Annotated in this window: 20 protein-coding genes; 8 read left to right on the top strand and 12 right to left on the bottom strand. The window is 69.6% G+C overall.

The features are described 5' to 3' along the window. Positions 1-17: 17 nt before the first annotated feature. Positions 18-713: an alpha/beta hydrolase gene (locus SD37_RS15250; RefSeq protein WP_044850318.1), complete on the bottom strand. Its 696-nt coding sequence runs from the start codon at positions 711-713 to the stop codon at positions 18-20. A gap of 130 nt (positions 714-843) precedes the next feature. Here SD37_RS15250 and SD37_RS15245 point away from each other — a divergent pair, with 130 nt between their 5' ends. Together SD37_RS15245 and SD37_RS15240 are read left to right on the top strand one after the other, a co-directional pair. Beyond that, a complete protein-coding gene (locus tag SD37_RS15245) occupies positions 844-1,572 on the top strand; it encodes a sugar isomerase domain-containing protein (RefSeq protein WP_044850319.1) in 729 nt (242 codons plus the stop codon). 45 nt (positions 1,573-1,617) lie between these two features. Further along, positions 1,618-2,040 (top strand): YkvA family protein, encoded by a 423-nt coding sequence (locus SD37_RS15240; protein WP_044850320.1) that lies wholly within the window; start codon positions 1,618-1,620, stop codon positions 2,038-2,040. A gap of 66 nt (positions 2,041-2,106) precedes the next feature. Here the strand turns inward: SD37_RS15240 and SD37_RS15235 are convergent, their stop codons facing one another. Then, positions 2,107-3,972 carry an ABC transporter ATP-binding protein gene (locus SD37_RS15235; protein WP_044850321.1) on the bottom strand — a complete coding sequence of 622 codons (1,866 nt, stop codon included), beginning with the start codon at positions 3,970-3,972 and terminating at the stop codon, positions 2,107-2,109. A gap of 149 nt (positions 3,973-4,121) precedes the next feature. Here SD37_RS15235 and SD37_RS15230 point away from each other — a divergent pair, with 149 nt between their 5' ends. Then, positions 4,122-5,423, top strand: coding sequence for a glycosyltransferase family 87 protein (locus SD37_RS15230; RefSeq protein ID WP_044850322.1), 1,302 nt, complete (start codon positions 4,122-4,124; stop codon positions 5,421-5,423). Here the strand turns inward: SD37_RS15230 and SD37_RS15225 are convergent, their stop codons facing one another. The 5 genes from SD37_RS15225 to SD37_RS15205 all read right to left on the bottom strand — a co-directional run bounded on the left by SD37_RS15225 (position 5,424) and on the right by SD37_RS15205 (position 13,061). Beyond that, positions 5,424-5,633, bottom strand: coding sequence for a helix-turn-helix domain-containing protein (locus SD37_RS15225; RefSeq protein WP_003071237.1), 210 nt, complete (start codon positions 5,631-5,633; stop codon positions 5,424-5,426). Between the two features lie 178 nt (positions 5,634-5,811). Beyond that, positions 5,812-7,440, bottom strand: coding sequence for an ABC-F family ATP-binding cassette domain-containing protein (locus SD37_RS15220; RefSeq protein ID WP_037321059.1), 1,629 nt, complete (start codon positions 7,438-7,440; stop codon positions 5,812-5,814). Positions 7,441-7,582: 142 nt separating this feature from the next. Continuing rightward, entirely contained in the window at positions 7,583-8,254 is a 672-nt protein-coding gene (locus SD37_RS15215) for an acVLRF1 family peptidyl-tRNA hydrolase (protein WP_044850323.1), read from the bottom strand. 99 nt (positions 8,255-8,353) lie between these two features. Further along, positions 8,354-11,236, bottom strand: a complete 2,883-nt coding sequence (locus tag SD37_RS15210) for a S8 family serine peptidase (RefSeq protein WP_044850526.1) — start codon at positions 11,234-11,236, stop codon at positions 8,354-8,356. Between the two features lie 262 nt (positions 11,237-11,498). Beyond that, a complete protein-coding gene (locus SD37_RS15205; RefSeq protein ID WP_044850324.1) occupies positions 11,499-13,061 on the bottom strand; it encodes a deoxyguanosinetriphosphate triphosphohydrolase family protein in 1,563 nt (520 codons plus the stop codon). Between the two features lie 43 nt (positions 13,062-13,104). Between SD37_RS15205 and SD37_RS15200 the strand changes: the two genes are divergently transcribed. Both SD37_RS15200 and SD37_RS15195 read left to right on the top strand, forming a co-directional pair. Continuing rightward, positions 13,105-14,241 carry a lycopene cyclase family protein gene (locus SD37_RS15200; RefSeq protein WP_065912839.1) on the top strand — a complete coding sequence of 379 codons (1,137 nt, stop codon included), beginning with the start codon at positions 13,105-13,107 and terminating at the stop codon, positions 14,239-14,241. A 72-nt stretch (positions 14,242-14,313) separates the two neighbouring features. Beyond that, positions 14,314-15,999 (top strand): GGDEF domain-containing protein, encoded by a 1,686-nt coding sequence (locus SD37_RS15195; RefSeq protein WP_044850326.1) that lies wholly within the window; start codon positions 14,314-14,316, stop codon positions 15,997-15,999. 74 nt (positions 16,000-16,073) lie between these two features. Here the strand turns inward: SD37_RS15195 and SD37_RS15190 are convergent, their stop codons facing one another. From SD37_RS15190 to SD37_RS15180, 3 genes are read right to left on the bottom strand one after another with little or no spacing between them, the layout of a single operon-like run. Then, positions 16,074-17,234 carry a sulfotransferase family protein gene (locus SD37_RS15190; RefSeq protein ID WP_044850327.1) on the bottom strand — a complete coding sequence of 387 codons (1,161 nt, stop codon included), beginning with the start codon at positions 17,232-17,234 and terminating at the stop codon, positions 16,074-16,076. A 10-nt stretch (positions 17,235-17,244) separates the two neighbouring features. Beyond that, positions 17,245-18,027, bottom strand: a complete 783-nt coding sequence (locus SD37_RS15185) for an SDR family oxidoreductase (protein WP_044850328.1) — start codon at positions 18,025-18,027, stop codon at positions 17,245-17,247. Further along, positions 18,024-19,193: a DUF1214 domain-containing protein gene (locus tag SD37_RS15180; RefSeq protein ID WP_044850527.1), complete on the bottom strand. Its 1,170-nt coding sequence runs from the start codon at positions 19,191-19,193 to the stop codon at positions 18,024-18,026. Before SD37_RS15180 ends, SD37_RS15185 begins: the two co-directional genes overlap by 4 nt. A gap of 87 nt (positions 19,194-19,280) precedes the next feature. Between SD37_RS15180 and SD37_RS15175 the strand changes: the two genes are divergently transcribed. Then, positions 19,281-20,165 carry a helix-turn-helix domain-containing protein gene (locus tag SD37_RS15175; protein WP_044850329.1) on the top strand — a complete coding sequence of 295 codons (885 nt, stop codon included), beginning with the start codon at positions 19,281-19,283 and terminating at the stop codon, positions 20,163-20,165. 353 nt (positions 20,166-20,518) lie between these two features. On the opposite strand, the gene SD37_RS15170 is transcribed toward SD37_RS15175, so the two are convergent. Then, positions 20,519-20,983 carry a nuclear transport factor 2 family protein gene (locus SD37_RS15170; protein WP_044850330.1) on the bottom strand — a complete coding sequence of 155 codons (465 nt, stop codon included), beginning with the start codon at positions 20,981-20,983 and terminating at the stop codon, positions 20,519-20,521. 77 nt (positions 20,984-21,060) lie between these two features. On the opposite strand from SD37_RS15170, the gene cysD reads away from it, so the two are divergent. Beyond that, positions 21,061-21,969: a sulfate adenylyltransferase subunit CysD gene (gene cysD / locus SD37_RS15165; RefSeq protein ID WP_044850331.1), complete on the top strand. Its 909-nt coding sequence runs from the start codon at positions 21,061-21,063 to the stop codon at positions 21,967-21,969. Then, a complete protein-coding gene (gene cysC / locus SD37_RS15160) occupies positions 21,969-23,798 on the top strand; it encodes an adenylyl-sulfate kinase (RefSeq protein WP_044850332.1) in 1,830 nt (609 codons plus the stop codon). Before cysD ends, cysC begins: the two co-directional genes overlap by 1 nt. Positions 23,799-23,801: 3 nt before the next feature. Here the strand turns inward: cysC and SD37_RS15155 are convergent, their stop codons facing one another. After that, positions 23,802-24,839, bottom strand: a complete 1,038-nt coding sequence (locus SD37_RS15155; RefSeq protein ID WP_145926631.1) for a serine hydrolase — start codon at positions 24,837-24,839, stop codon at positions 23,802-23,804.

Here is a 24,839-nt window from a genome sequence, read left to right as displayed (position 1 = left end):
TGCTCCCTCCCACCCGGTCAGACCGGGATCCGCAGCCGCTCGGAGCTCGGCCGGTTCCAGGCCGAGCTCACCGTTTCGTCAGTTCCCCCCGCTTCGATCAGCTCGAGGGTGAAAGCCCGGACGAGCCGGTTCCACACTCGAGACCGTCGCAGCATCGCGTGCCCCTCGCCGTCGATTTCGAATCGCGCGGACCGCGATGTCACCTTTTCGGCGCGTTCCGCGAAAGCGTGGGAGGCCACCGGATCGGTCATCCGGTCCTTGGTCCCGTGCACGATGACCACGGCGCGGCCTTCGACGGCCCCGATCGGTTCACCCGGCGGTGTCCACGGCGCCAGCGCGCAGACCCCGACGACGGCGGGATCGTCCGCGACGCGCAGCGCCACCCGTCCCCCCATCGAGTGGCCGACGAGGATCACCGGCACCCCGGGATGGTCCGCGCGGATCCGGTCCAGTGCCCAACGCGCGTCCGCGAGCGCGTCGGTGCCCGTGTCATTCCAGCCGTAGACCCGGTTGCGCAGGAGCCGGACCTCGACCCCGTGCCCCCGGGCCGCCCGGTGGACGTCCTTCGCCAGCGGCACCATCCGCTGGTACGCCAGCCGCCACGGCGCCACGCCGGCATGGCTGTGCTCGGCACCGCCGTGCAGCACCAGCACCACGGCTTTCGCCCGGCCACGCGCTCGCCAAGTCCGCACCGCGGGATCAGCCTCGCTCACCCTGGACCCTCCAGTCTCCGAAACCCGGCCGCAGCGATCGGGTCAACCTCGATCATGACCCGATGTATTCCACTTCGGCCATTGGTCCACGCGATACATTCGTCGCTGACCTCCAGACGGAAGGGCGGATGTGGTGAGCACCACCGAACGTTATGCAGACGTCGCCGAACGGCTCGCGGAAGCCGAACGGGGTAACGCGGAGCAGATCCGGGAAGCGGCCGAGCTGGTACTGGGGGTCATCCGGGCCGACGCGCTGGTGTTCACCGCCGGCGCGGGGCATTCGCTGGCCGCGGTCGCCGAGACCTTCTACCGCGCCGGCGGCCTCGCCTGTGTGTATCCGGTGTACCACCCCGAACTCCTGCCGCTGCACGGCGCGCAGCACAGCACCAGGACCGAACGCCGTTCCGGGCTGGCCGAAGAGGTACTGGCCGAGCGCGCGCCGGGACCCGACGATCTGCTGGTGGTGTTCTCGACCTCGGGCGTCAACCCGTACCCGGTCGAGCTGGCCGCCGGGGCGCGGGCACGCGGGGCGTCGGTCATCGCGGTGAGTTCGGCCGCGTCCGTGGCCGCGGCGCCGAAGCGCTCGGCGACGACGCTGATCGAAGAAGCGAGCATCGTGCTCGACTCCCACGTCCGCCCCGGCGACTCGAGCTACCCGCCGGACGCGCCGCGGACCGCGCCACTGTCCACAGTGATCAACGCGTTCCTGTGGAACCTCGTCCTCGCCGAGGTCGTGGACCTCGGTGCGGCGCGAGGCGTCGAGATCCCGCTGTGGCGCAGCTCCAACGTGGACGGTGGCGACGAGGCCAACGCCGCGCTGCTGGCCAAGTACGGCCCCCGCGTCCCCGCACTGCGGTAGGCACGCGGCGCCCTCCCTTTCCCCGCACCCGTAGCGTCGGCTCCCATGACCGGCTCGTGGTGGTGGGACCTGGTGATCGGCGTGGGCGCCGCCCTGCTGCTGACGTGGGTCGTCCTGGTCGTCGTGCTGGCCATCGTCCGGCCCCGCGGCGGCTTGCTGCGCGAGGCCCTGCGGCTGCTGCCGGACGTACTGCGCCTGGTCCGGCGCCTCGCGGCCGACAAGTCCTTGCCGCGCGGGGTGCGGATCCGGCTGGGCCTGCTGCTCGCCTACCTCGCCCTGCCGCTCGACGTGATCCCGGACTTCATCCCGGTGCTGGGCTACGCGGATGACGCGATCATCGTCACCGCGGTCCTGCGCGGGGTGGTGCGCCGCGCCGGTCTGGACGCCGTCCGCGCGCACTGGCCGGGGACCGACGACGGCTTCGCGGTCGTCGTCCGGCTCACCGGCCTGGACCGCCCGGCGCGGTGAGCATCGGCCCGGACGCTCGTGAGTGGTGATGACGGTTAGAACCGTCATCACCACTCACGACCGGGGTCACGCGGCCGCGGGTTCCTCCGAGAACTGCGTCAAATACAGCGTCGCGTAGCGCCCGTCCAGCGCCAGGAGTTCCTCGTGCGTTCCCCGCTCGACGATCTCCCCGTGTTCGACGACCAGGATCTGGTCCGCCGCCCGCACGGTCGACAGCCGGTGCGCGATGACCAGCGCGGTCCGCCCGTCCAGCGCGTCGGTCAAGGCCTCACCGACGGCCGCCTCCGACTGCGAGTCCAGATGCGCCGTCGCCTCGTCGAGGACCACGACCCGCGGCTGCGCCAGCAGGAGCCGGGCGATGGTCAGCCGCTGCCGTTCGCCACCGGAGAGCCGGTAGCCCCGCTCCCCCACCACGGTTTCCAGCCCGTCCGGCAGTTCCCGGATCAGTTCGGCCAGCCGTGCGCGCTCCAGCGCCGACCAGATCTCGTCGTCGGTGACACCGGGCCGCGCGTATTCGAGGTTGGCCCGGATCGTCTCGTGGAAGAGGTGCCCGTCCTGGGTCACCACCCCGACGGTTTCCCGCAGCGAGGCGAAACTCAGCTCGCGAACGTCCACATCGGACAATCGGACCGAGCCGGCGTCGACGTCGTAGAGCCGCGGCAGCAGCGAGGCGATCGTCGACTTGCCCGCGCCGGAAGAGCCGACCAGCGCCACCATCTGCCCCGGTTCGGCACGGAAGCTGATGCCGTGCAGCACCTCCTCACCGCCCCGGTGGTCCAAAGTGGACACATCCTCCAGCGACGCCAGCGAGTACCGGTCCGCCGCGGGGTACCCGAACCGCACATCGGAGAACTCCACCGAAACCGGGCCTTCGGGCAGCGCCCGCGGGGCGGGCTTCTCCTCGATCATCGGCTTGAGGTCGAGCACCTCGAAGACCCGCTCGAACGACACCAGCGCCGTCATCACGTCCACCCGGACGTTCGCCAGCGCGGTCAGCGGCGAGTACAGCCTGGTCAGCAGCAACGCCAGCGCCACGACGGTGCCCGGCGCGAGCGCCCCGGTCAGCGCGAGGTAGCCGCCGAGGCCGTAGACCAGGGCCTGCGCGAGCGCGGAAACGGTGGTGAGGCTGGTCAGGAACCAGCGCGTCAGCATCGCCGTCCGCACCCCGATGTCGCGCACCCGTCCGGCCCGCGCACCGAAGTCCCCCACTTCCCGGTCCGGATCGCCGAAGAGCTTCACCAGTGTCGCGCCGGGAGCGGAGAACCGTTCGGTCATCTGTGTGGTCATCGACGCGTTGAGCTGCCCGGCCTCCCGCTGCAGCGTGGCCATCCGCCTGCCGAGCCGCCGCGTCGGCAGGATGAACACCGGCAGCAGCACCAGCGCCAGCAGGGTGACCTGCCAGGACAGCGTCATCATGACCACCAGCGACAGGGCCAGCTGGATCACGTTGGTGACCAGACCGGACAGTGTCGCGGTGAAGGTGCGCTGCGCGCCGATGACGTCGTTGTTGAGCCTGCTCACCAGCGCGCCGGTGCGGGTCCGGGTGAAGAACGCGATCGGCATCCGCTGCACATGCCGGTACACCGCGACCCGCAGGTCGAGGATGATCCCCTCACCGATCCTCGACGACTGCGCCCGTTCCGCCAGCCCGAGTCCGGCGTCGATCAGCGCGAGCGCGGCGATCACCACGGCCAGCCACACCACCAGCGCGGTGTCGTGCCCGCCGACGATCGCGTCGACCACCTTCCCGGCCAGTACCGGCGTGCTCACCGCCAGCACCGCCGAGACGACGGTGAGCACCAGGAATATCAGCAGCCTCCGCCAATGCGGCCTGGCGAACCGCGCGACACGGCGGAGCGTCCCCTTGTGCAGCCCCTTCGGAACGTCGGCCGACTTCATCGCCGAGCTCATCAGCGACCACGTGTTGTCCATGGGATCCTTCTCCTCGCCCCCACGCAAACCTCGACATTGGTCGAGATTCTTTCCGGATATAACCAGCACCAACACCGCAGCACACCGGATGCTTCCCGGTTTCCGCGTCCTCTTTCCGGCGGACGTGGCCGCGTCGGTAGCCTGAGCCGGTGACCAAGGACCCGGACCGGCGACGACTGACCATAGACCTGGTCTTCTACACGGGCTGCCTCGTCTTCGCCGTGGTGAACACGGCCGTGGCGGAGTTCTACGGCTATCGCGTGTGGGCGAATTTCGCGGTGGCGGGGTACGGGCTCGCCGTGGTCCACACCAGCTGGCTGGCGATCGCTGCCCGGCATGGCGCGCGGCCGTCCGGCGTACTCGGCTCGCGGTGGATCGGTATCGGCGCGATCGGGCTGTTCGCGATGATCCTTCCATTGGGAATGCTCGTCATTCGCCGTCTGACCGGAGTGGACTGGCTGATCACGCCGAACTCCTGGGCCGCCCAGCCCGAGGTCTGGGTCATCGAACGGTCCGCGAAACTCCTTCTGGAGAACGGAACCCCGTACGTCGACGTCACCGCGCTCGGCCGCGCGGCGGAAGTAAACGATTACACGCCATACGGTCCGGTGATGACCGTCTTCGGGCTGCCGCGCGCGCTGCTGGGCGGCGGACCGGTGGCCGACGCCCTCACCGACGCGCGCTGGATGTTCGCGCTGGCGGCCGTCGCCTGTGTACTGCTGACGCTGCGGCTGCTGAAGTGGCCGAAAATCCCGGTGAGCGCCGCGCAACTCGCCCTCGCCTGCCCGCTGACCGCGCTGACCTGGGCCGTCGCCGGTCCGGATCTGGCCATCGCCGGGCTGCTCGTGCTGTCCTTCGCGCTGGCGACGAGCGGCCGCGCGCTCGTCTCGGGCCTGGTGCTGGCCTTGGTGATCAGCGCGAAACTGATCGTCGCGCCCGCGGCGGTGGTGCTGGGTGTCCTGCTGCTCACGCGGCGTGGTCCTCGCGCACTGGGCGGATTCGCCGCGGCACTCGTGGTGACGACCCTGGTCCTGCATGTACCGGTCTATCTCGTGGACCCGAAAGCGTTCGTCGAGCACGTCTTCCGGTTCCCGCTGGGACTGGGCGTGCTCAAGTCACCGGCGGCGAGCCCGCTGCCCGGTCACCTCATCGCCTCGCTCGGCCCCGTCGGAACCGCGTTTTCCTTCGCCCTGCTCGGGATCGCGGCCGTCGCCGTCCTGGTCTGGTTGGTGCGCCGGCCCCCCGCGACCGGTTCGGACGCGCTTCTGCGCATGGCCGTCGGGCTCGGCGCGTTGATCCTGCTCACCCCGGCGACGAGGTACGGCTACCTGGTGTACCCGCTGATCCTGCTCGGTGCCAGGCTGGTGTTCGCCGCCGGTGAATCCTCGGAAACAGCGGTCCCGGAGAAGGGAACTGCGCCCCCCGCGCAGCAGTCCGCTACTTCTTCGTGACTACTTCTTCTTGACCCTGGTGGCACCACCACGGCCCCGCAGCTGAACGCCGGACTCCGAGAGGACCCGGTGCACGAAGCCGTACGAGCGGCCCGTGGACTCCGCGAGGGCGCGGATGCTCGAACCCTTCTCGTATTTCTTCTTGAGGTCAGCGGCCAGCTTGTCACGCGTGTTGCCGGTGATCCGCGCGCCTTTCTTGAGATCAGCCACGTCGATCGCCTTCCCGCCGAGAGTGTTCTGGGCCACATAACGGCCCCTGTCGCCGCAATGATCGAACACTGAGCGCCGGAATGCCAGACGACGAGCGCAAAACTGCTGAAACCGCGATCACATTGGGCCATTTCAGTGGCCGGATGGCATCGATCAAGCACCCGAACGGACGCAGACCTCACGCAAGCTGGACAAGTTCCAGATAATCGGCGGACCAATGGTCCTCGGTTCCGTCCGGCAGCAGGATCACGCGTTCCGGCTCCAGCGCCTCGACCGCGCCCGGATCGTGCGTCACCAGGACGACGGCTCCGGCGAAACTGCGCAAGGCGTCCAGGACCTGGGCACGGCTGGCCGGGTCCAGGTTGTTCGTCGGCTCGTCGAGCAGCAAAACGTTGGCAGCGCTGGACACCAGTCCGGCGAGCGCGAGCCTTGTCTTCTCACCGCCGGAGAGGGTGCCGGCGGGCTGATCGAGCTGCTCCCCGGTGAAGAGGAACGAACCGAGCAGGTTCCGCAACTCCTGCGCGCCGGTGTCCGGCGCGAGGTGACGGATATTTTCCCACACGGACGCATCATGGTCGAGCGTTTCATGCTCCTGTGCGTAATAGCCCAAACGCAATCCGTGACCCGGAATGGTCTCGCCGGTATCCGGAGTTTCCATTCCGCCGAGCAGCCGGAGCAAAGTCGTCTTTCCCGCGCCGTTCAATCCCAGTACGACGACCTTCGAACCGCGATCGATCGCGAGGTCCACGCCGGTGAAGATCTCGAGCGAGCCGTAGGACTTCGAAAGCCCTTCCGCGGTGAGCGGCGTCCGGCCGCACGGAGCGGGTTCGGGGAACTTGATCCGGGCGACCTTGTCGGCCTGCCGGGTCTCGTCGAGCGAGGCGAGCATCTGCTCGGCGCGGCGCGCCATGTTCTTGGCGGCCACCGCCTTCGTCGCCTTGGCGCCGAGTTTCGCGGCCTGCTGCTGGAGCGCGGACGCCTTCTTCTCGGCGTTCGCGCGCTCGCGGCGGCGGCGCTTCTCGTCGGTGGCGCGCGCGTCGAGATAGCGCTGCCAGCCCATGTTGTACAGGTCGAGCTCGCCGCGGGTCGCGTCGAGGAACCACACCTTGTTGACCACGTCCGCGAGCAGTTCGACGTCGTGGCTGATCACCACGAGACCGCCGTCGTGCTGCTTCAGGAACCCGCGCAGCCAGTTGATGGAGTCGGCGTCGAGGTGGTTGGTGGGCTCGTCGAGCAGCAGGATCGTCTCGGATTTGCCGCCCGCGCCCGCCTCGGCGGCGGCGAACAGGATGCGGGCCAGCTCCACGCGGCGGCGCTGACCACCGGAGAGCGTCTGGAGCGTCTGCGCGAGCACGCGGTCGGCGAGGCCGAGGTTGGAACAGATCCGCGCCGCCTCGCTCTCGGCGGCGTAACCACCGAGGGACGCGAAGCGCTCTTCGAGACGGCTGTAGCGGTTGACCGCCTTGTCGCGTTCCTTCTCGTCCACGAGTTCCGACATCGCGGTCTGCGCCTTTTCCATGTTGCGCAGCAACGTGTCGAGACCGCGCGCGGAGAGCACGCGATCCTTCGCGGTGACGGACAGGTCGCCTTCACGCGGGTCCTGCGGCAGGTAGCCGAGCTCGCCGCTGCGGCGGACCTCGCCGGCGTACGGCTCGCCCTCCCCCGCCAGCACCTTGAGCGAGGTGGTCTTGCCGGCGCCGTTGCGGCCGACCAGGCCGATGCGGTCGCCCTGCTGGATGCGGACGTTGGTGTTGTCGAGCAGAATGCGCGAACCAGCGCGCAGCTGCAGGCCAGAGGCCGTGATCACGGGAACTCCCGGTACAGGGGGTGGATGAGTGGACAGCTTCGACCCGCCGGCCGATGGCCGGCGGGGAGCTCACTCCAAGAGGATGTCCACGCGATCAGTGTACGGGCCGCTGTCGAGCGGTTTTATCCGACCGTGCCCGACGTCACGGCCCGGACAGGGTGATTTCGACCGCGATGGCGCGTTCGGCCGCGTCATCGAGCACCGTGCGCCGGGGCTCGGCGATGTCGAGGACGCGGGGCTCCGCGCGGGCGAACAACGGGGTCAGCCGCCGGTTCTCGCGCAGTGTTTCCAAGGCCCGGCGGTCACCGCCGAGCACGACAGCGTCCACTTCGGACAGTTGCGGCACGAGTACCTCGAACGCGTCCTCGGCGGCGGAACGGAGTGCGGTGCGCGCCTGTCCTTCCCTGCGCCGGGCGAAGCGCTGTTGTGACCAGCCGCCCGCCGCCGACCGGCCTTGCACGAGATGCCGGTCGGTCCTGGACTGGACCACCACTCCCCCGCGCGCGATCCCGACGCTGTGCCCGCCGCGGCGGACCAGCAGGAGCGCGATCCGGCGGGAGATCAGCGCGTGGTCGACGAGCGGGGCGATGGCGAGTCCGTCCACGGTCACGGCTTCGACCGGAAGCGGTCCGAAGGGGACCTTCGCCACGGCGACGACGCCGTTGTCCGCGGTGACCGTGACGGTGTCCGGCGTGATCCGCGTCGAGCGGATGCCGCCGTTGCGCACGGCGAACCGGGCATACCAGCCTTCGAGGCGGTCCGGGGCGACCTCGACCGCCCGGCCGCCGCCCGCCACCTGCCGCTCCCTCGCCATGTGCTCAAGGTACGTGCTTGCCCCAGCCTGGGGGCCGTGAAGGCCTCCTTGAGGGACCCAGAGTCCCTCAAGGAGGCCTTCACGGACTTCACTAAAGGACTAGACCGGCTTCACCGGCCCGCGGCCGACGGACTTGCCGACACCGGCGGGCCGCTCCGCCACACCGGGCTGAACGAAACCGTTGATGTGCAAGGAAACCGAGCGGAGCGAACCGGTGTCGCCCCCGGCGACGTCCATCGCGGTGAACGTCCAGGTGCCGTCGGCGGCCGCACCGGAGGTCAGGCCACCGAGGGCCTGCGCCGGCTTGTAGGTACCGGTGAACGGCGCGTTCGACGCCGTCACCGAACTGAACGCAGTGGCCGCGTTGTCGGCGAAGACGACCTGGCACAGGTTGTTGCCCGAAGCGCCGTTGCGCTGGAACACGGTCGCCTTGGCGCCCGAGGGCGCGGTCAGCGTGCCGACCAGGTCACCGACGTAGGAGTGGTTGATGCCCACCGTTTCCGACGTCTGGTCGGTGTTGCACGTGGCCCCGTCCACCGAGAACGTCAGTTTCGACGCGCGCCCGACACCGCTCACCGCGATCGGCACGGTCACGCCGGTCGGGTCGCTGTCCGGGATCGCCACCGGGGCACCGGCGTAGGCGAAGTTCCGCGTCACCGGCGACGGAGTGCCGACCGGCAGCGAGAACGTCGACGTGGTCGGCGAGAACGAGCCCGCGAACGTCACCCGGGCGTTCAGCACCACCGGCACGCCCAGTTCCTGGGTGGCGGGAACGGTGATGGTGAAGTCGTTGACCCCGGTCTGGCCGGGGCTGATCGTGCCGTACGACTTCGCCCGCGGCGCCACCGTGACGCCGGGGGTCGGGCTGGTGAGCACGACGCTGGTCGAGGTCGCCGTGCCGTCGCCCCGGTTGGTCACCGGCAGGGTCACCTTGGCCGTGTCGCCCGGGTCGAGCGCGGAACCGCCGTCGGCCGGGGTGACCGTCGGCCGGCCCGCGGTCGCGAGCGGCTGCGGGCTGGCACCGGTGTAGGCGAGGACCTTGTCGGCGAGGATGACACCGGCGCCGCTGGGGTTGTCCCGGCCCGGGGTCAGGATGTCGACGGCGGTGTTGATCAGCGCCGCGCGCACCTCGGCCGGGGGCAGCCCCGGGTTGCCCGAGAGCACCAGGCCCGCGATCGCGGCGGCGTGCGGCGCGGCGGCCGACGTGCCGTAGAACGTGGTGAAGCCGGTGACGCTGGTGGAGACGCCGTCGGCCGCGGTGATGTCCGGCTTGGCGCGGACCTCACCACCGGTCCCGGACACGTTCCCCGGGGTGATCGGGGTGCCGTCGGCCTGGTAGAACATCCGCCGCGGTCCGTCCGAAGTGAACCGTTCGACCTTGGACGCCGCGCTGAACGCGCCGGGGAACGGACCGGCCGGGTTGGCCGGGTCGTTCGGTTCGAGGGCCCGCGGGAACGCCTTGGCCGCCGGTGCCGCCGCGACGCTGAACGCGTCCCGCGCGGCGGAATGCCCGACGGTCACGCCGGGGGTGGTGTAGGCCTTGAGGCCGTCGGCCGAATCGGAGAAGCGGCCACGCAGCGCGGACAGCGACAGGTAGCGGCCCTCGCCGGAGAACTTGACGATGGCCAGCCGCAGCCCGGCGCCGCCCGTGGTGTCCACCCGCTCGTACGGGTCCTGGGTGCCGGTCTGGTTGTCCTGGCTGAAGTCGACGACGTTGCCCGCCGCGTTCAGCAGGTACAGGTCGTAGTCGTTGACCGAGCGGCCCAGCGGGTCCGACCAGAACAGCGTGACCGGCACACCGGGCGACGCGCTCGACATCGGCTGGAAGATCTGGTTGCCCGCGGCACCGGCGAAGTTGTGCGCGACACCGGCGAACTTGCCGACGCCCTTGCCGGAATCGACGAAGTCGCCTTCCCAGTGGCCCGAGGTGCCGTTGGCGACGTTGCCCTCGTTACCGGCCGAGGAGAAGTACAGCGCGCCGTCGGCGGTCACGTCATTCACGGCCTGGGCGATGATCCAGTCCTGGAACGGGGATTCCTTGAAGTACAGGACGTCGTCGACGATGATGTCGCAGCTCGCGTCGAAGCGCAGTTTCCGGATGTTGTCGGCGAAACTGGCGTCGGAGTTGAACGCGCTGGCGAAACCGAGCGACGCGTTCGGCGCGAGATCGTGGATGATCTCGAGCATCGCGGTGCCCTCGTCGCCGTCGCCCTCCTGGCCGGGGATGACGTCGACGCCTGCCGGGAGTTCGCCGCGGGCCTGCGAGGTCGCGAGCGAGTCGACGCCGTCGGACAGCGCGCAGATCTTGGTGCCGACGCCGGTGACGCCGAACTGCTGGCGCGCGGTGTCGGCGTTGTGGGCGCGGTCGCCTTCGCTGTTCACCGGTCCGGCGGCGATCCCGGGCTGTCCCTTGGCCTCGATCGCCTTCTTCAGCTCGTCCGCGATCCGGACGGCCTTCTCCTCCTTGGTCTCCCGATCCCCCTGCTTGCCCGCGGTAGCGGGTTCGGCGAGCTGACGGGCGGTGAACGCCTCGTTGGCGGTTTCGACCTTCTTGACGTCGGCGCGGCCGGCGATCGCGGAGAGCGCGTTCAGCGGTACCTCGGCGCGGACGCTGCCGTAGCGGGCCGAGACCGCGCGAATCCCCGCACCGGATTCACGCAGGCTCTTGAGGAGTTCTTCCGAGACCTGGCCCCGGATGTCCACGAGTACGGTGCCGGCCGCGGAGACCATCGCCCCAGACCCCAGTGCGGGAACCGCGGAGGCCGACATGCGCTGTGCGCGGATCTTCTGTTCGACGAGCAACCTGCTGTCCACTTTGGACTCAGTGATGCTCTGGCTCTTCTTGACCGACTGCAGGGCCTCGATCTGCCGGACGGTGTTCTCCGAGAACACGTCCGGGGCCTGGCCGGGCTCGGCCGCCGCGACGGGCGGGCCGACCAGGCCGAGCGCGGTGACGAGGGCCGCGGTGCCCGCGGTCAGGATCGTTCTTCTTCTCCTGCTAGAACGGGTTGGACGCACGTGCGCCTCCGATTCTTAGGCGCGTGCCCCGACTCACGCTGACCGACGCCGGCGATCACCGGCTGGATCAAGCTAAGTACCGGGCGTGCACCGGCGGCAGGAGCCGTTCGAGTGACTTCGGAAAGGGATTTTCCGTTCATGGCCGCAGCTCGTAGGCCGTTCAGCGTAATTCTCGTGAGTGGCAGTAACGGTTAGAACCGTCATTACCACTCACGAGGCCTAACGCTCAAAGTACGAACGAGTCCGACCAGGGCTGCGAAGCACGACCGGACAAACCGTCCAGAAGCGTCACAGCCTGCTTGTCGGTCAGCGACGCCACGAAGTCGACCACCGCGCGCCCACGCGCCAGCCCGCGTACGGCGTCCGCACCGGTGACCGGTTCCCCGGTCGCCCCGATGAGCAGTTCCGGCGACGTCCGCGCGAGCGCGGAGAACTCCGACTGCGCCAGTTCCACCAGATCGTGCAGCCGTCGCGGCAGCCGGTAGAACTCGTCGCGGTCGAGCAGCCACGCGTCGAGCGCGTCGACCAGCGTGGTCACCAGGCTCGCCTGCCCGCGTTGGTGCAGCGCCAGTTCGGGGCGCAGCAGGACGAACCGGCGGTGCACGAACTTCAGCACCTGGACCTCGTGCCATTGCGCGGGCCGCAGCGTGAGATGCCCCGTCCGGGCCGACGGCGAAGCCACCACCTGGACGCCGTCGACGAGCCGCGCGGTCCATTTCGCGGAGAAGGCGGCGGTGGCCTGCTCCGCCTCGATGGATCCGTCGAAACCGGTGGCCAGCAGACCGTCGACGAGTTCGGCGCGGACGCGGGCGATGGCGCTGGTGAAGGCGTCGTCGTCGACGATCCAGCCGTCCTTGGCGTGCATCCGGCGGCGCAGGCGCTCCAGCGAACGGCCGGGCAGCCGCCGTTCGGCGGTCAGCGTCGCGTCGTCCAGGGCGGCCAGTTCCAGCGCGTGGTCGACCCAGCCGGTGAACTCGGCGGCGACCGGCGCGTGCTGCAGGACCCCGATCCGGTGGAAGTCCTGGAGATCGTGGATGGCGTAGGCGATGTCGTCGGCGGTGTCCATCACGGACGCTTCGACGGTCTGCTGCCAGGGTTCGATCCGGCCCTCGAACGGCGCCCGCGCCTGGACGAAGTCGTCGAGTTCGGTGCTGTAGGCGGAGAACTTGCTCGCGCCGGTGCCGGGGGCGTCGGCCGGTTCGGCGGCGCCGCGCGGCTGGACGGCCATCGACGTCGGATGCGGATCGGGCACGTGCAGCCGCGCCCACGGATACTTCAGTACCGCGGCGCGCACGGCCGTGGTGAGGTCGAGCCCGGAGGCGGACGGGCCGCGCACGTCGGTCGTGGTGATGATCCGGAACGACTGCGCGTTGCCCTCGAAGCCGTCGGCGAGGCCGAACCGGTGCCGGGCGATGCGGTCCAGGGTCTGCTCGCCCAGATGACCGAACGGCGGATGCCCCAGATCGTGCGCGAGCGCGGCCGCCTCGGCGACGTCCGGGTCGCAGCCGCCCAGTTTCGCGGCGAGTTCGGCGGAGTCGCTGGTGGAGTTGATCCGCTCGGCGATCGCGCGGGCGACCTGCGCGACCTTGAGGCTGTGCGTGAGCCGGTTGTGCAGCAGCCCGGCGCCCCCGGCGCTGACCACCTGGGTCACCCCGCCGAGGCGGGCGAAGAACGGCGACGCCGCGATGCGGTCTCTGTCGATCCGGAACGGACTCGTGGCGAGATCGCTGAACCCGGCGCTCGCGCTCTCGGGTTCGCGCCGCCACGTCCTCGGATCCGTCTGTTCCATGCGTCACACCGTATCCGTCGCGGCGGCATGATGAGATGCCCAGGTGGCGGACGTGGTGATCGCGGGCGGCGGCCCGGCGGGGCGCGCGCTGGCGCGTGCCTGCGCGCGACGCGGCCTGGCGACGACCCTGATCGACCCCGCGCCGGAGAAGCGCTGGCGGGCGACCTACGGGCTGTGGGCCGACGAACTGCCGTCACTGCCCGAAAGCGCCGTGGCCTGCACTCCTTCGACGACGCTCGCCTTTGGCACCGGGCCGCACGTCCTCGAACGCCAGTACCTCGTGCTGGACAACGCCGGTCTGCGCGAGTGGCTGACCGGTGGCTACGACGTCGTCCCGGGGACGGTGTCCGGTGTGGACCACGGACGGCAGGGCTCCTCGGTGCGGCTCGAGGACGGCCGGGTCCTCGCGACCGGCCTGTACTTCGACGCCACCGGTGCCCGGCCGCGGGGCGATCGGTACGAACAGACGGCCTTCGGCGCCGTCCTCCCCGCCGAGGACGCGCTGCGGCTGGTGGACAGCCCGGACACCGCGGTGTTCATGGACTGGCGGGCGGCCGAGTCCGGGTTCCTGTACGTGCTGCCGCTCGGCGACGGCACGGTCCTGGTCGAGGAGACCTCGCTGGCCCGCAAGCCCGGCCTGCCGCTGGGGCTGCTGGCGGCCCGGCTGCGGGCGCGGCTGGCGGCCGCCGGGCTGGCTCCCCGAGGTCGCGAGGAACGCGTCCGGATCGTGCTCGACGCGCCGGTACCCCGGCGCGGCCGGACGGTGCCGTTCGGCGCGGCCGGCGGACTGGTGCATCCGGCGACCGGGTACAGCGTGGCGACGTCGATGCGGCTCGCGGAGCCTGTCGCCGACGCGGTCGCCCGGACCTGGGAGCGAGGGCCCGCCGAGGCCGCGGCCGCCGCGCACCGGGCGCTCTGGCCCTCCTCGGCCCGCGCCGTCCACGGCCTGCGGCGGCATGGGCTGCGGGCCCTCTGCGGGATGCCGCCGGAGCTGGTCCCGGCGTTCTTCGAGCTGTTCTTCTCACTCCCGGCCGGGCTGCAACGAGCGTTCACGTCGGGTCGCGAAGACCTGCCAGGTACCGCCGAAGCGATGACGGTACTTTTCCGGATGGCGCCTTGGTCGGTGAGAAAACACCTGATCGGGTGGCATGGGCCCCACGGATTGCTCCGTTCCGGGTAACCCCGGTGCCTTCCCGATGAACATCAGTTGACACGTGTTTCGTTTCGGACCGTCACCAGCGAACATGCGATTGTGACGTTGCAGATCGCGGTCCGCTTCGCTTACCAGCCGTTGTACAGCCTGCACACCGGTGGCGTCGTCGCGTTCGAAGCACTGGCGCGGCCGGGACGCGGCACCGCGCACGAACTGCTCGCCGACGCGCGGCGCAGCGGCAAGCTGGCCGAGGTCGACATCGGCCTGGCCGCCGAAGCCGTGCGCCAGCAGAAAGACCAGCAGAACACCCTCCCCCTGCACCTGAACCTGTCCGCCAGGACCGTGGCCGCGCCGCCGCCGGAGTTCGACCCGCTCACCGACGCGCTCGGCCTGGCAGGCCGCCGGACCAGGGACGTCGTGCTGGAGATCGGGCCGCCGTTTTCCCAGGTCCCCGCCGACCAGCTGCTCACCGGGATGCGGCGGCTCACCGACCTCGGCTTCCGGCTCGCGCTCGACGGCCTCGGCCGCGGCGACCTCCCGCTCACGCTGCTCGCCTCCGCGCCGATCGACCTGGTGAAACTGGACCGCAGCGTGCTGCGCGGCCTGCCGCACGATCCGGCCGCCGTCGCGGTGGTCGAGGCGGTGCTGCACTTCGCGTCGCGCACCGACAACCGGCTGGTCGCGACCGGCCTCGAAACCACCGAGCAGCTGGAGTCCGCGCGGCGGCTCGGCGTGCGGATCGCGCAGGGCAACCTGCTCGCCCCGCCGGACGGCAACCACGCGCCGCTGCCCGCCCCGGACGCGCCGGGCCCGTTCATCCCCGGGACCGCCCGCGCCCGCCGCGTCGGCGACTTCCTGCGGCCCGCGACCACGCTGCCGGAGGACGCCACCTGCGACGACGTCCGCGAGGTGCTGGCCGCGGCCGACGGGCCCAGCGGCGTCGTCGGCATCGACGACCGGCACCGTCCACAGTGGTCGGTCGACCGGACGCGGTTCCTGGTCTCGGTGACCGGGATGTACGGCCACGCCCTGCACGCCAAGCGGCCCGCGTCGCGGCTCGCCGACGCCCCGCACACCATCCACGCCGACGCCAGCGCGCTCGAATTCCTGGAACTGGTCACCGACGCGGACTGGAGCCGCACCGGTGACGACGTCGTGGTGGTCGACGACCGCGGCCGCTGCCTCGGTGTGGTGCTGGTGACCGAGGTCGTCCGCGGCGTGGCGGAGGCGAAGGTCGAGGAGGCCGTGTCGCTGAGCCCGCTGACGCGGCTGCCCGGCAGCGACGCCGTCGCCAGGGACGTCGACCGCCGGATCAACGCGCGGGAGCCGTTCGTCGCGGCCTGGCTGGACGTCGACTCGTTCAAGACGGTGAACGACACCGCCGGGTTCGCCGCGGGCGACGACCTGATCCGCACCCTCGGCCGGACGCTCACCGATCTGGAGTCCCGGCTGCGGCGGATGCGCGTCAGTCATGTCGGCGGGGACGATTTCCTGATCGCCTGCGACGTCGACGAGATCGGCACGGTCGCCGCCGCGCTGCTGGACACCCCGTGGTCGGCCGACGGGATGCCGGTGACGGTGTCGCTCGCGACCCTGGTGTGCGGCAACGGCGCGATCCGGTCCTACAAGGACGCTTCCCGGCTCTTGGCGCCGTTGAAGAAGCGCGCCAAGGAGGTGCCGGGGTCCAGCTGGGTGCTCGGGCGGCCGGGTTCGGACCACGTCGAGGTGCTGCGCGGGATCACCACCCGGCGCCTGCCCGCCCAGCGCGCCGCCGCCGGCTTCTGACCCACGCGTTTCGTCCTCTGGATGCGGTACTTGCACGCGCACCTACCGCATCCAGAGGACGAAACGCGGGAGGTTCAGAGGTCGTAGGCAGCCAGGTAAGCGGAGAAGCGCTCGTCGACCTCGCCTTCGGTGAGGCCGAAGTCCGCGAGGTCGTACCGGTGCTGGGGTTTCCTCGCCCCGGAACGGCTTTCCGCGTGCAAGGTGGTCATCGCGTCCCGCGCCCCGTCGGACAACGGCAGGCCGAAATGCCGGTAGACCCCGGCGACCGTCCCGATCGGATCGGCGACGAAATCCTCGTACCGGACATCGCAGAACCGCGCCGGGTCGTGCCTTTTCCGCGCTTCTAGCGCCCTTTCCGCGCCCCGCGCCCACAGATCCAGCTGACTCCGCCCGATCACCTCGCCCCGGAAGACGTCGGACCAGCCGTCGGAGGCTTGCTCGTTCAGGCTGCAGACCGACGCGATGATCGTGCTCGGCGCGCGGTGGGTCTGCACGATCAGCGCGTCCGGGTACACCTCCAGCAGCGCGTCGAGCGCGAACAGATGGCTCGGGTTCTTGAGCACCCAGCGGCGCCCGGCGTCGGGCAGCCCGATCAGCTGCAGGTTGCGCCGGTGCCTGCGGTAGGCGTCGGTCCAGCTCTGCCCGTCCAGCCAGCGCGAGTACGACGGCACGTGCGCGAGGCATTCGTAGGACACCGACTTCAACGACTGCCTCAGCAGCTGCCAGCATTCCTCGACCTGATCCGCGGACATGTGGTGCAGGCCCATGAACTCGGGATGTTCGACGTGGTGTTTCTCGTAGCCCGCCTGGATCCCTTGGAAGACCGGGTTCTCCGTCCACGTCGCGCGCGGTGGCCGCGGCTGCGGCACCTCGGTCAGCCAGACTTCCAGTCCCTGGTGCGCCGGATCCTCGGTGAGCAGCCGGTGCAGTGCCGTGGTCCCGGTGCGCGGCAGGCCGGTGACGAAGATCGGCCGCTCGATGGGGACCTCGGCGTACTCCGGATTCTGCTTCCACGAAGCTTCACTCAACGACCTCGCCACCAGGGCGCCGCGCAGGAACGCGCGATGGATCTTGTTGCCATACGGGGTCAAACCCGCCTCCGCGGCGTACGAATCCAGCAGTACGCGGAGCCCTTCCAGATGGTCTTCGCCACCGAAGTCGTCCAACCCGGTGAGTTTCGCCGCGGACGCGTGCAGATCCTCCACGGTGCCGACGTTTTCCCGCCCTGGCAACATGTTCTCCCCTTCAGTGGTGATATTCACCGGCATTGACGTCGAGGCACTGCCCGGTGACGCACCGGGCCAGCGACGAGACCAGGAAAACGACGGTGTCGGCGATCTCGTCCGGCTCCGGCAGGCGGCGCAGATCGATCGTCTCCGCCGTCTCGGCGTACACCTGCTCCGGCGGCACGCCGCGTTCCTTGGCCAGATAGGCGAAATACCACTTGAGCGAATCCGCCCAGATGTACCCGGGCGCCACGGAATTGACCCGGATCCCGCGCGGGCCGAGTTCCGAGGCGAGGCTCTGCGCGAGCGCGAGCAGGCTCGCCTTCGCCATCTTGTACGCGCCGAACGTCCGCCGCGAATGCCGCAGTACGGCCGAATTGATCATCACCACCGAGCCGCCGCTCTCTTCGAGCGACGGCGTGAACAGCCGCGTGAGCCGGAGCGCGGCGAGCACGTTGGTCTCGAAGCCCGCGCGGACGGCGTCGAGGTCGACGTCGGCCAGGTCCATGATCGGCGGGATGGCGAAGGCGTTGTTCACCAAGGCGTCCACCCGGCCGAACGCCTTCAACGCGGTCTCGGCGAGGTTCGTGGCCGCGGTGTCGTCGGTGATGTCGGTGGGCACGGTGACCGCGCGGCGGCCGAGCGCGTCGATTTCCTTGGCGACCTCGGCGAGCCGCGATTCGGTGCGGGCGGCGAGGACGACGTCGGCGCCCGCCGCGGCACAGCGTATGGCGATGGACCGGCCGAGTCCCGGGCCGATCCCGGAGACCACGATCACCTTGTCCCGCAAGAGATCCGTCATCCCAGCATCCTCGCCGCGACGGCGGTCTGACGGGCCGCGATCCGCTCCGCCCACTCCTGTGGGCTCACGCGTGCCTCGTCGTGGAACGGCAGCCTGTCGGCGAGTTCACCGAACTTGACGACCTCGACCTCGGGACCGTCGGCGGCGTCCAGCGCACGGGAAAGGCGCTGCCAGCGGATCTGGACGTACCCGCGATCGTGCCCGGTGCGTTCGAGCCAGTTGGCCAGGCCGGGATCGCGTTCGCTGATCACGAACCGGATCTTGCCGTCCGGGTCGACCCGCGCCTGATCGGCGGTGAGGCTGGTCTGGTGATTGATGTAGTCCAGCGAGAGGTACCAGATGCTGCCGAGCTGGATGCCCTGGTACGGCGCGTCCGACCGCGGCACCGTGACGATCATGACCTCCTCGTCACCGAGTTCGTAGTGCCCGGCCGAGGAGTACTGCGTGGTCAGGCCGCCCGGCGTCGGCCGCGGTTCGGTCATCGTGTTCACGGGCAGGTTCAGGTAGAACCACTTCGGGAAGGCGAGGAAGGTGCGCAGCCTGCTCAGCAGGATCTTGCCGGTGACGCCGTAGCGTTTGGCCAGCACGTCGCGCGTGAGTGGCGCGGGGGCGCCGCCCGCCGTGTCGGCGCACTGGATCTGGATGGTGCCGCGGCGTTCGGTGGCCCAGTCGCTGTAGACCTCGCGCACCACGAGCATCGACGAGCCGGGGCCGAGGACGAAATAGTTGGGGCCGGGATCGGGTTTCGCCGGTCCGAAGCGGAGTTCGAACGAACCGTCCTCGGCGATCTCGATCTCGCGGTCGTCGAAGGCGGCGAGGCTGTCCGGGACCTCGACGGGTGAGTAGTCGCCGTTGAGGACCTGGAAACTGACGTCGGCCGTGCTCCCCCGCGTCCCGGTGACGACGTACTCGCGGTCCTCGCGGATGTTCGCGTTGAAGTACAGCGTGTCCGGGTTGTCCAGGCCCATCTTCGTGTACGGGCCGGTGGACTGGGTGAAGTACGGATAGTCCCGTTCGTAGGCCCACGCCATCTGCAGTGAGGCGCGGATACTGCCGGCGAGGTAGTCGTACCCCTCGACCAGATCCTGTTCGGTGCGGATGTGCGGCGCCTCGGCGATGACCTTCTCGGCTTCGACGATCGCGTCGGCGAACGGTTGAGTGAGCACCGGCGACTCCTCATGCTGGTACAAATACGTACCGACTTGGTACGTTCTACCCGCGATCAGACTAGAACGCGTTCTAAGGATGGGTCAATGACCGTGACTCGGCGCTCCCCGCCCACCGAGCGGGTCGTGCGATTGCTCGACTTCTTCGCCGCGCATCCCGGCCGGCGTTTCGGCCTGTCGGAACTCGCGCGCGAACTGGACCTGGCCAAACCGACCTGCCTCGGCATCGTGACCGAACTGGCCGCGGGCGGCTACCTGGTCCGGGACGCGGGCCCGGTCACCTACCGGCTCGGACCGGCGATGATCGCCGCGGGCCGCGTCGCGGGCGAGGGCTTCGGCGCGAGTGAGGTCGCGCTGCGGCATCTGCGGGAACTGAGCGAGCGCTACGGCGCCACGTGCACCGCGTCGGCCGTGGCCGGCGACCGGATCTTGATGCTGCAGAGCGCCGGGCCCGGACGGGTCAAACTCGGCGAGACCTACCCGTTCGCGCCACCGGTCGGCCTGATGTACGTGCTGTGGGATTCCGACGCGGCGTTCGACGCGTGGCTCGCCAAACCCCCGGCGGTACCGGTGCGGCTGGACGAAGCGCACCTGCGTCGCGTCGTCGCCGAATGCCGCGAACACGGCTATCTGGTGGAAAGCCTGACCACGGCCGGGCGACGGCTCTACTCACTGATGGCCGGCGTCGGCGCGGAGGAACTGCCGCCGGAAGTGCGGGGTTTGGTGGGAGAACTCGTCTCGAGCCTCGGCGAGCGCGTCTACCTCGGAGCCGATCTGGAACCACGCCGCAAGCACGCGGTGAGCCTGCTCGCCGCGCCGACCTTCGACGCCGCCGGGCGGCAGGAGCTGGTGCTCACGCTGTCGGTGGGCGAGCCGATCACCGGTGCGGAGATCGCCCGGCGGGGCGCCGCACTGGTCGCCGCCGCCGACGCCGTCACCGCCGAATCAGGCGGCCGCCGCCCCCGCGTTTAGTCCTCACCGCGTTTCGTCCTCTGGATGCGGTGGTTGCGCGGGCAAGGACCGAGTGGCGACAAAGTCGAGGTAGGACGATTCTGGACCCTGACCGGGCTCTCTTTGCGCCTGACTTGCCCGAGGGTGGCGGTTCAGCGATGCCGGGATCGACGATGAAGGAATCGGGACACTCAACGTCCCGATTCCTTCATCGTCGCGACCTCACCACACCCCGACCGGAACCGACCCGCACTTGACTGTCCATAAGGGACACTTTCCGCGATCGTGGCGCCCGTTTCAGGTGGTTCGCACGGTATCGGGAGGGGTCGTTAGTGGTAAAGAGCCTTCTATAGAAGGTAAGCCCTAAACGCAGGTCAGGACCACCGGTTGGCGGTGAGCTTGAAGCTCGGCAGGTCGTCCATCGACATCATCGACTCGTACAGCCGGTCGTACTGGGTCGAGGCGACCAGCCAGGCGCCGTCCACGCGCCGGTAGGTGTCCTCGTAGAACGCCGCGCCCTCGATCACCACCCGGTGTTCGGGCACGATCACCTTGTCCCGCATGAGCCAGCTGCCCCGCGCGGTGTCGCCGTCGATGTCGATCTCCGGCTGCCCGGCGAAGTGCACCGTCGTGACACCGGGCCCGACGGCGTTGCGCATGAACTCGATGATCGCGTCGCGACCCTCGAAGTCCAGCGGCTTGCCGTACGACGGCGTGCCGTAACGCGCGTGCGCGTCGGTGGTCAGGGTCTCGCCCATCTCGTCCCACAGCTTCAGGTCGAGGCACCGGAGGTAGCGGGCTTTGAGGCGTCGGATCTCTTCGAGTGCGACCAAGTCCATGCCGACAGCGTCCTCCTCCCCTTGACCAAGCACAAGAACTTGTTCTACTTTTCTGATCTCCAACCACGGAGGTCCCGATGGTGTCCCCGGCATACGAGCTCACCCATATCGAAGCACTCGAAGCCGAAGCCGTGCACATCTTCCGCGAGGTCGCGGCGACGTTCGAACGGCCGGTACTGCTGTTCTCCGGCGGCAAGGACTCGATGGTGATGCTCCATGTCGCGACCAAGGCGTTCTGGCCGTCACCGCCGCCGTTCCCGGTGATGCACGTCGACACCGGGCACAACTTCGACGAGGTCATCGAGTTCCGGGACCGCACCGTCGAGACCTACGGCCTCCGCCTCGTCGTCACCAGTGTCCAGGACGACATCGACGCAGGCCGCGTCGTCGAAGACCCCAAGGCCGGCCGGAACCGGCTCCAGACCGCCGCCCTGCTGCGGGCGATCCGCGAGCACGCGTTCGACGCCGTCTTCGGTGGCGCGCGGCGCGACGAAGAAAAGGCACGCGCGAAGGAACGGGTGTTCAGCTTCCGCGACGAGTTCGGCCAGTGGGATCCGCGCAATCAGCGGCCGGAACTCTGGGATCTCTACAACGGCAGGCACCGCAAGGGCGAGCACATCCGCGTCTTCCCGCTGTCGAACTGGACCGAACTCGACATCTGGCAGTACATCGAGGCCGAGGGGATCGATCTGCCGTCGATCTACTATTCGCATCGGCGGCCGGTCATCCAGCGGGACGGGATGCTGCTCGCCCATACCCGGTTCCTCACCCTCGGCGAGGACGAAAACCCTTACGAGGCAACGGTTCGATTCCGCACCGTCGGCGACGCGACCTGCACCGGCTGCGTCGAGTCGACGGCCTCGTCGCCGGGTGAGGTGGTCGCCGAAGTCGCCACCACCCGGCTCACCGAACGCGGCGCCACCCGCGCCGACGACCGGATCTCGGAGGCGGGCATGGAAGACCGGAAGAAGGAAGGCTACTTCTGATGGGCGCTTCGCAGCTTGTCCGGATCGCCACCGCGGGCAGTGTCGACGACGGGAAGTCCACCCTGATCGGACGGCTGCTCTTCGACGCGAAGACGGTGTTCACCGACCAGCTCGAAGCCATCGAACGCACCAGCCGCGCCCGCGGCGAGGCGTACCCGAACCTCGCGCTGCTGACCGACGGCCTGCGCGCGGAACGGGAGCAGGGCATCACGATCGACGTCGCCCATCGATATTTCGCCACGCCCCAACGGAAATTCATCATCGCCGACACACCGGGACACGTGCAGTACACCCGGAACATGGTCACCGGGGCGTCCACCGCGGACCTCGCGCTGATCCTGATCGACGCCCGCAAGGGTGTACTCGAACAGTCGCGGCGGCACGCCTTCCTCGCGAGCCTGCTCGGGATCCCACATCTGGTGCTGTGCGTCAACAAGATGGACCTCGTCGACTGGTCGCAGGAACGCTTCGAAGAGATCCGCGAGGACTTCCGCCGCTTCGCCATGAAGCTGCAGGTGCACGACCTCACCTTCGTCCCGATGTCGGCCCTGCACGGCGACAACGTCGTCCACCGCGGCGCCAGTATGCCTTGGTACGAAGGGACTTCCCTGCTGCATCATCTCGAACAGGTGCATGTGGCCTCGGATCGCAACCTCGTCGACGCGCGGTTCCCGGTGCAGTATGTGATCCGGGAGCACAGCCGGGATTTCCGCGGTTATGCCGGCACCGTCGCGGGCGGGGTGTTCAAACCCGGTGACGAGGTCACCGTGCTGCCGTCCGGGTTCACCACGACGGTGCGCGCGATCTGGGGCCCGGGTGGCACCACGATCACCGAAGCCTTCGCTTCGCAGGCCGTCACGATCGAACTCGCCGACGACCTCGACCTCGGCCGCGGCGACCTGATCTGCCGCCCCGGCAACCGTCCGCACACCGGCCGGGACGTCGACGCGATGGTGTGCTGGTTCGCCGAGCAGAGCACTTTGAAAGCCGGCGCGACCTACCTTGTACGGCACACCACCAGCGAAACCAAGGCCGAAATCCGCAGCCTCGACTACCGGCTCGACGTCACCACCCTGCATCGCGACGAGACCGCGAAAGCGTTGTCCCTCAACGAGATCGGCCGGATACGGCTGCGCGCACGGCGGCCGCTGCTGTTCGACTCGTACCGCCGCAACCGGTCCACCGGCGGTTTCCTGCTCGTGGACGAGCAGTCCGGGGCGACGGTCGCGGCGGGCATGATCACCGGTCCGAGTGTGACGGCGTCGAACGTCGTCTGGCACACCGCCGCGGTCACCAGGGCGGAACGCGCGACCCGCGGGCTCACCGTCTGGCTCACCGGGCTTTCCGCGTCCGGGAAGTCGAGCGTGGCCGTCGAACTGGAGCGACGGCTGGTCGCCTCCGGCAGGCCCGCGTATCTGCTGGACGGCGACAATCTGCGGCACGGGCTGAACGGGAACCTCGGTTTCAGCCCGGCGGACCGCGCCGAGAACGTCCGGCGCGTCGCGGAGGTCGCGAAACTGTTCGCCGACGCCGGTGTGGTGTCGGTGGTCTCGCTGATCAGCCCGTACCAGGCCGATCGCGAACTCGCCCGCGCCGCGCACGAGGCGGCCGGGCTGCCGTTCCTCGAAGTCTTCGTCGACACCCCGCTGGAGGTCTGCGAAGACCGCGACCCCAAGGGGATGTACGCGAAGGCGAGGGCGGGCGAGATCAGCGGGTTCACCGGGGTGGACGCCCCCTACGAACGGCCGCAGTCACCGGATCTGGTGCTGACCCCGGAAAACGGGGATCCGGCCGCGATGGCCTCGCTGATCCTCGCCCTCCTCGACTGAGAATCAGCCGCCGTTGGAGGCCCGGTACGGAGCGGTCGCGTAGGTGCGGGCCGTGGCCGTGGTCAGCTTCTCGACCGAACGGAACATCGTCTTCCCGAGCTTCGCCCGCGCCTTCAGCGCCGGATGCGTCGCGGCGTAGTCGTCCTTGTTCACCGCCGGGTCGCCCGCGAACTCGCCGGAGGCGAACAGTGCATAGGTGAGAATCGGCTTGCCGTCCGCGCTGAACATCACCCCGGCCTCGTTGCGGCCGTCTTTGAACCAGCCCGCCTTCGTGGCGACCCGCAGCCTCTCCGCCGAGGTCAGGTCGAGCCGCACACCGTCGGTGAAGGCGCTGAGCGAACGCAGGATGTTCAGCAGGTACTCGGTGGACTTCGCCGAAAGCAGCGTCCCGCCGACCAGTTTCCGGAGCAGCGTGTGCGTCTCGGCCGGAGTGGTCTTGCCGAGGAAGAACCGGTTCGGGTTCGCCACCGGCACCACCTGGGTGTGCACGAATCCCTTGCCGCGCAGGATCTCGTTGACCTCCGCGGACGGGCACACCAGCCCGCACAGGCGCACGGCGGTGTTGTCGGACAGCGTGAGCAGCGCGGCCATCGCGTGCCCGAGGGTCACCGAACTCGGGTACGCGCCGTCGAGTCCGAAGATGCCGTCGGTGTCCTTGATGACGATGTCGGCCGTGACCTCGACGCGCTGGTCCAAAGTGAGCAGTCCGCGGTCGATCTTGTCGAGCACCGCGGAGGCGACGGCGATCTTGTTGACGCTGTAGGCCTCGACGACCTCGTCGGCCCGCTCGGCGACGGCGGGCATCAGGTTCCCGGCGGCGTCCGCGACACTGACGTACGACGACCAGGTTCCGCCCGCCTTGGCGGTTTCCCTGGCGTAGACCTGAGCGATCCGGCGGGCGGCGGCCGAAGCATCGGCGGCGGCCGTGTCCGATTCGGACTCTTCGACGGCGTGAGCGACTTGCGTCGTCCCGAGCACAGCACCCGCGGCGGCGACCGTGCCCAGCCCCAGCAGGCGACGACGATTGACGTTGGTATCCAC

Origin of the sequence: Amycolatopsis orientalis, from assembly GCF_000943515.2 — a bacterium.
GTDB classification, from domain to species: Bacteria; Actinomycetota; Actinomycetes; order Mycobacteriales; family Pseudonocardiaceae; genus Amycolatopsis; species Amycolatopsis orientalis.
This window is presented reverse-complemented; position numbering and strand designations above follow the sequence as displayed.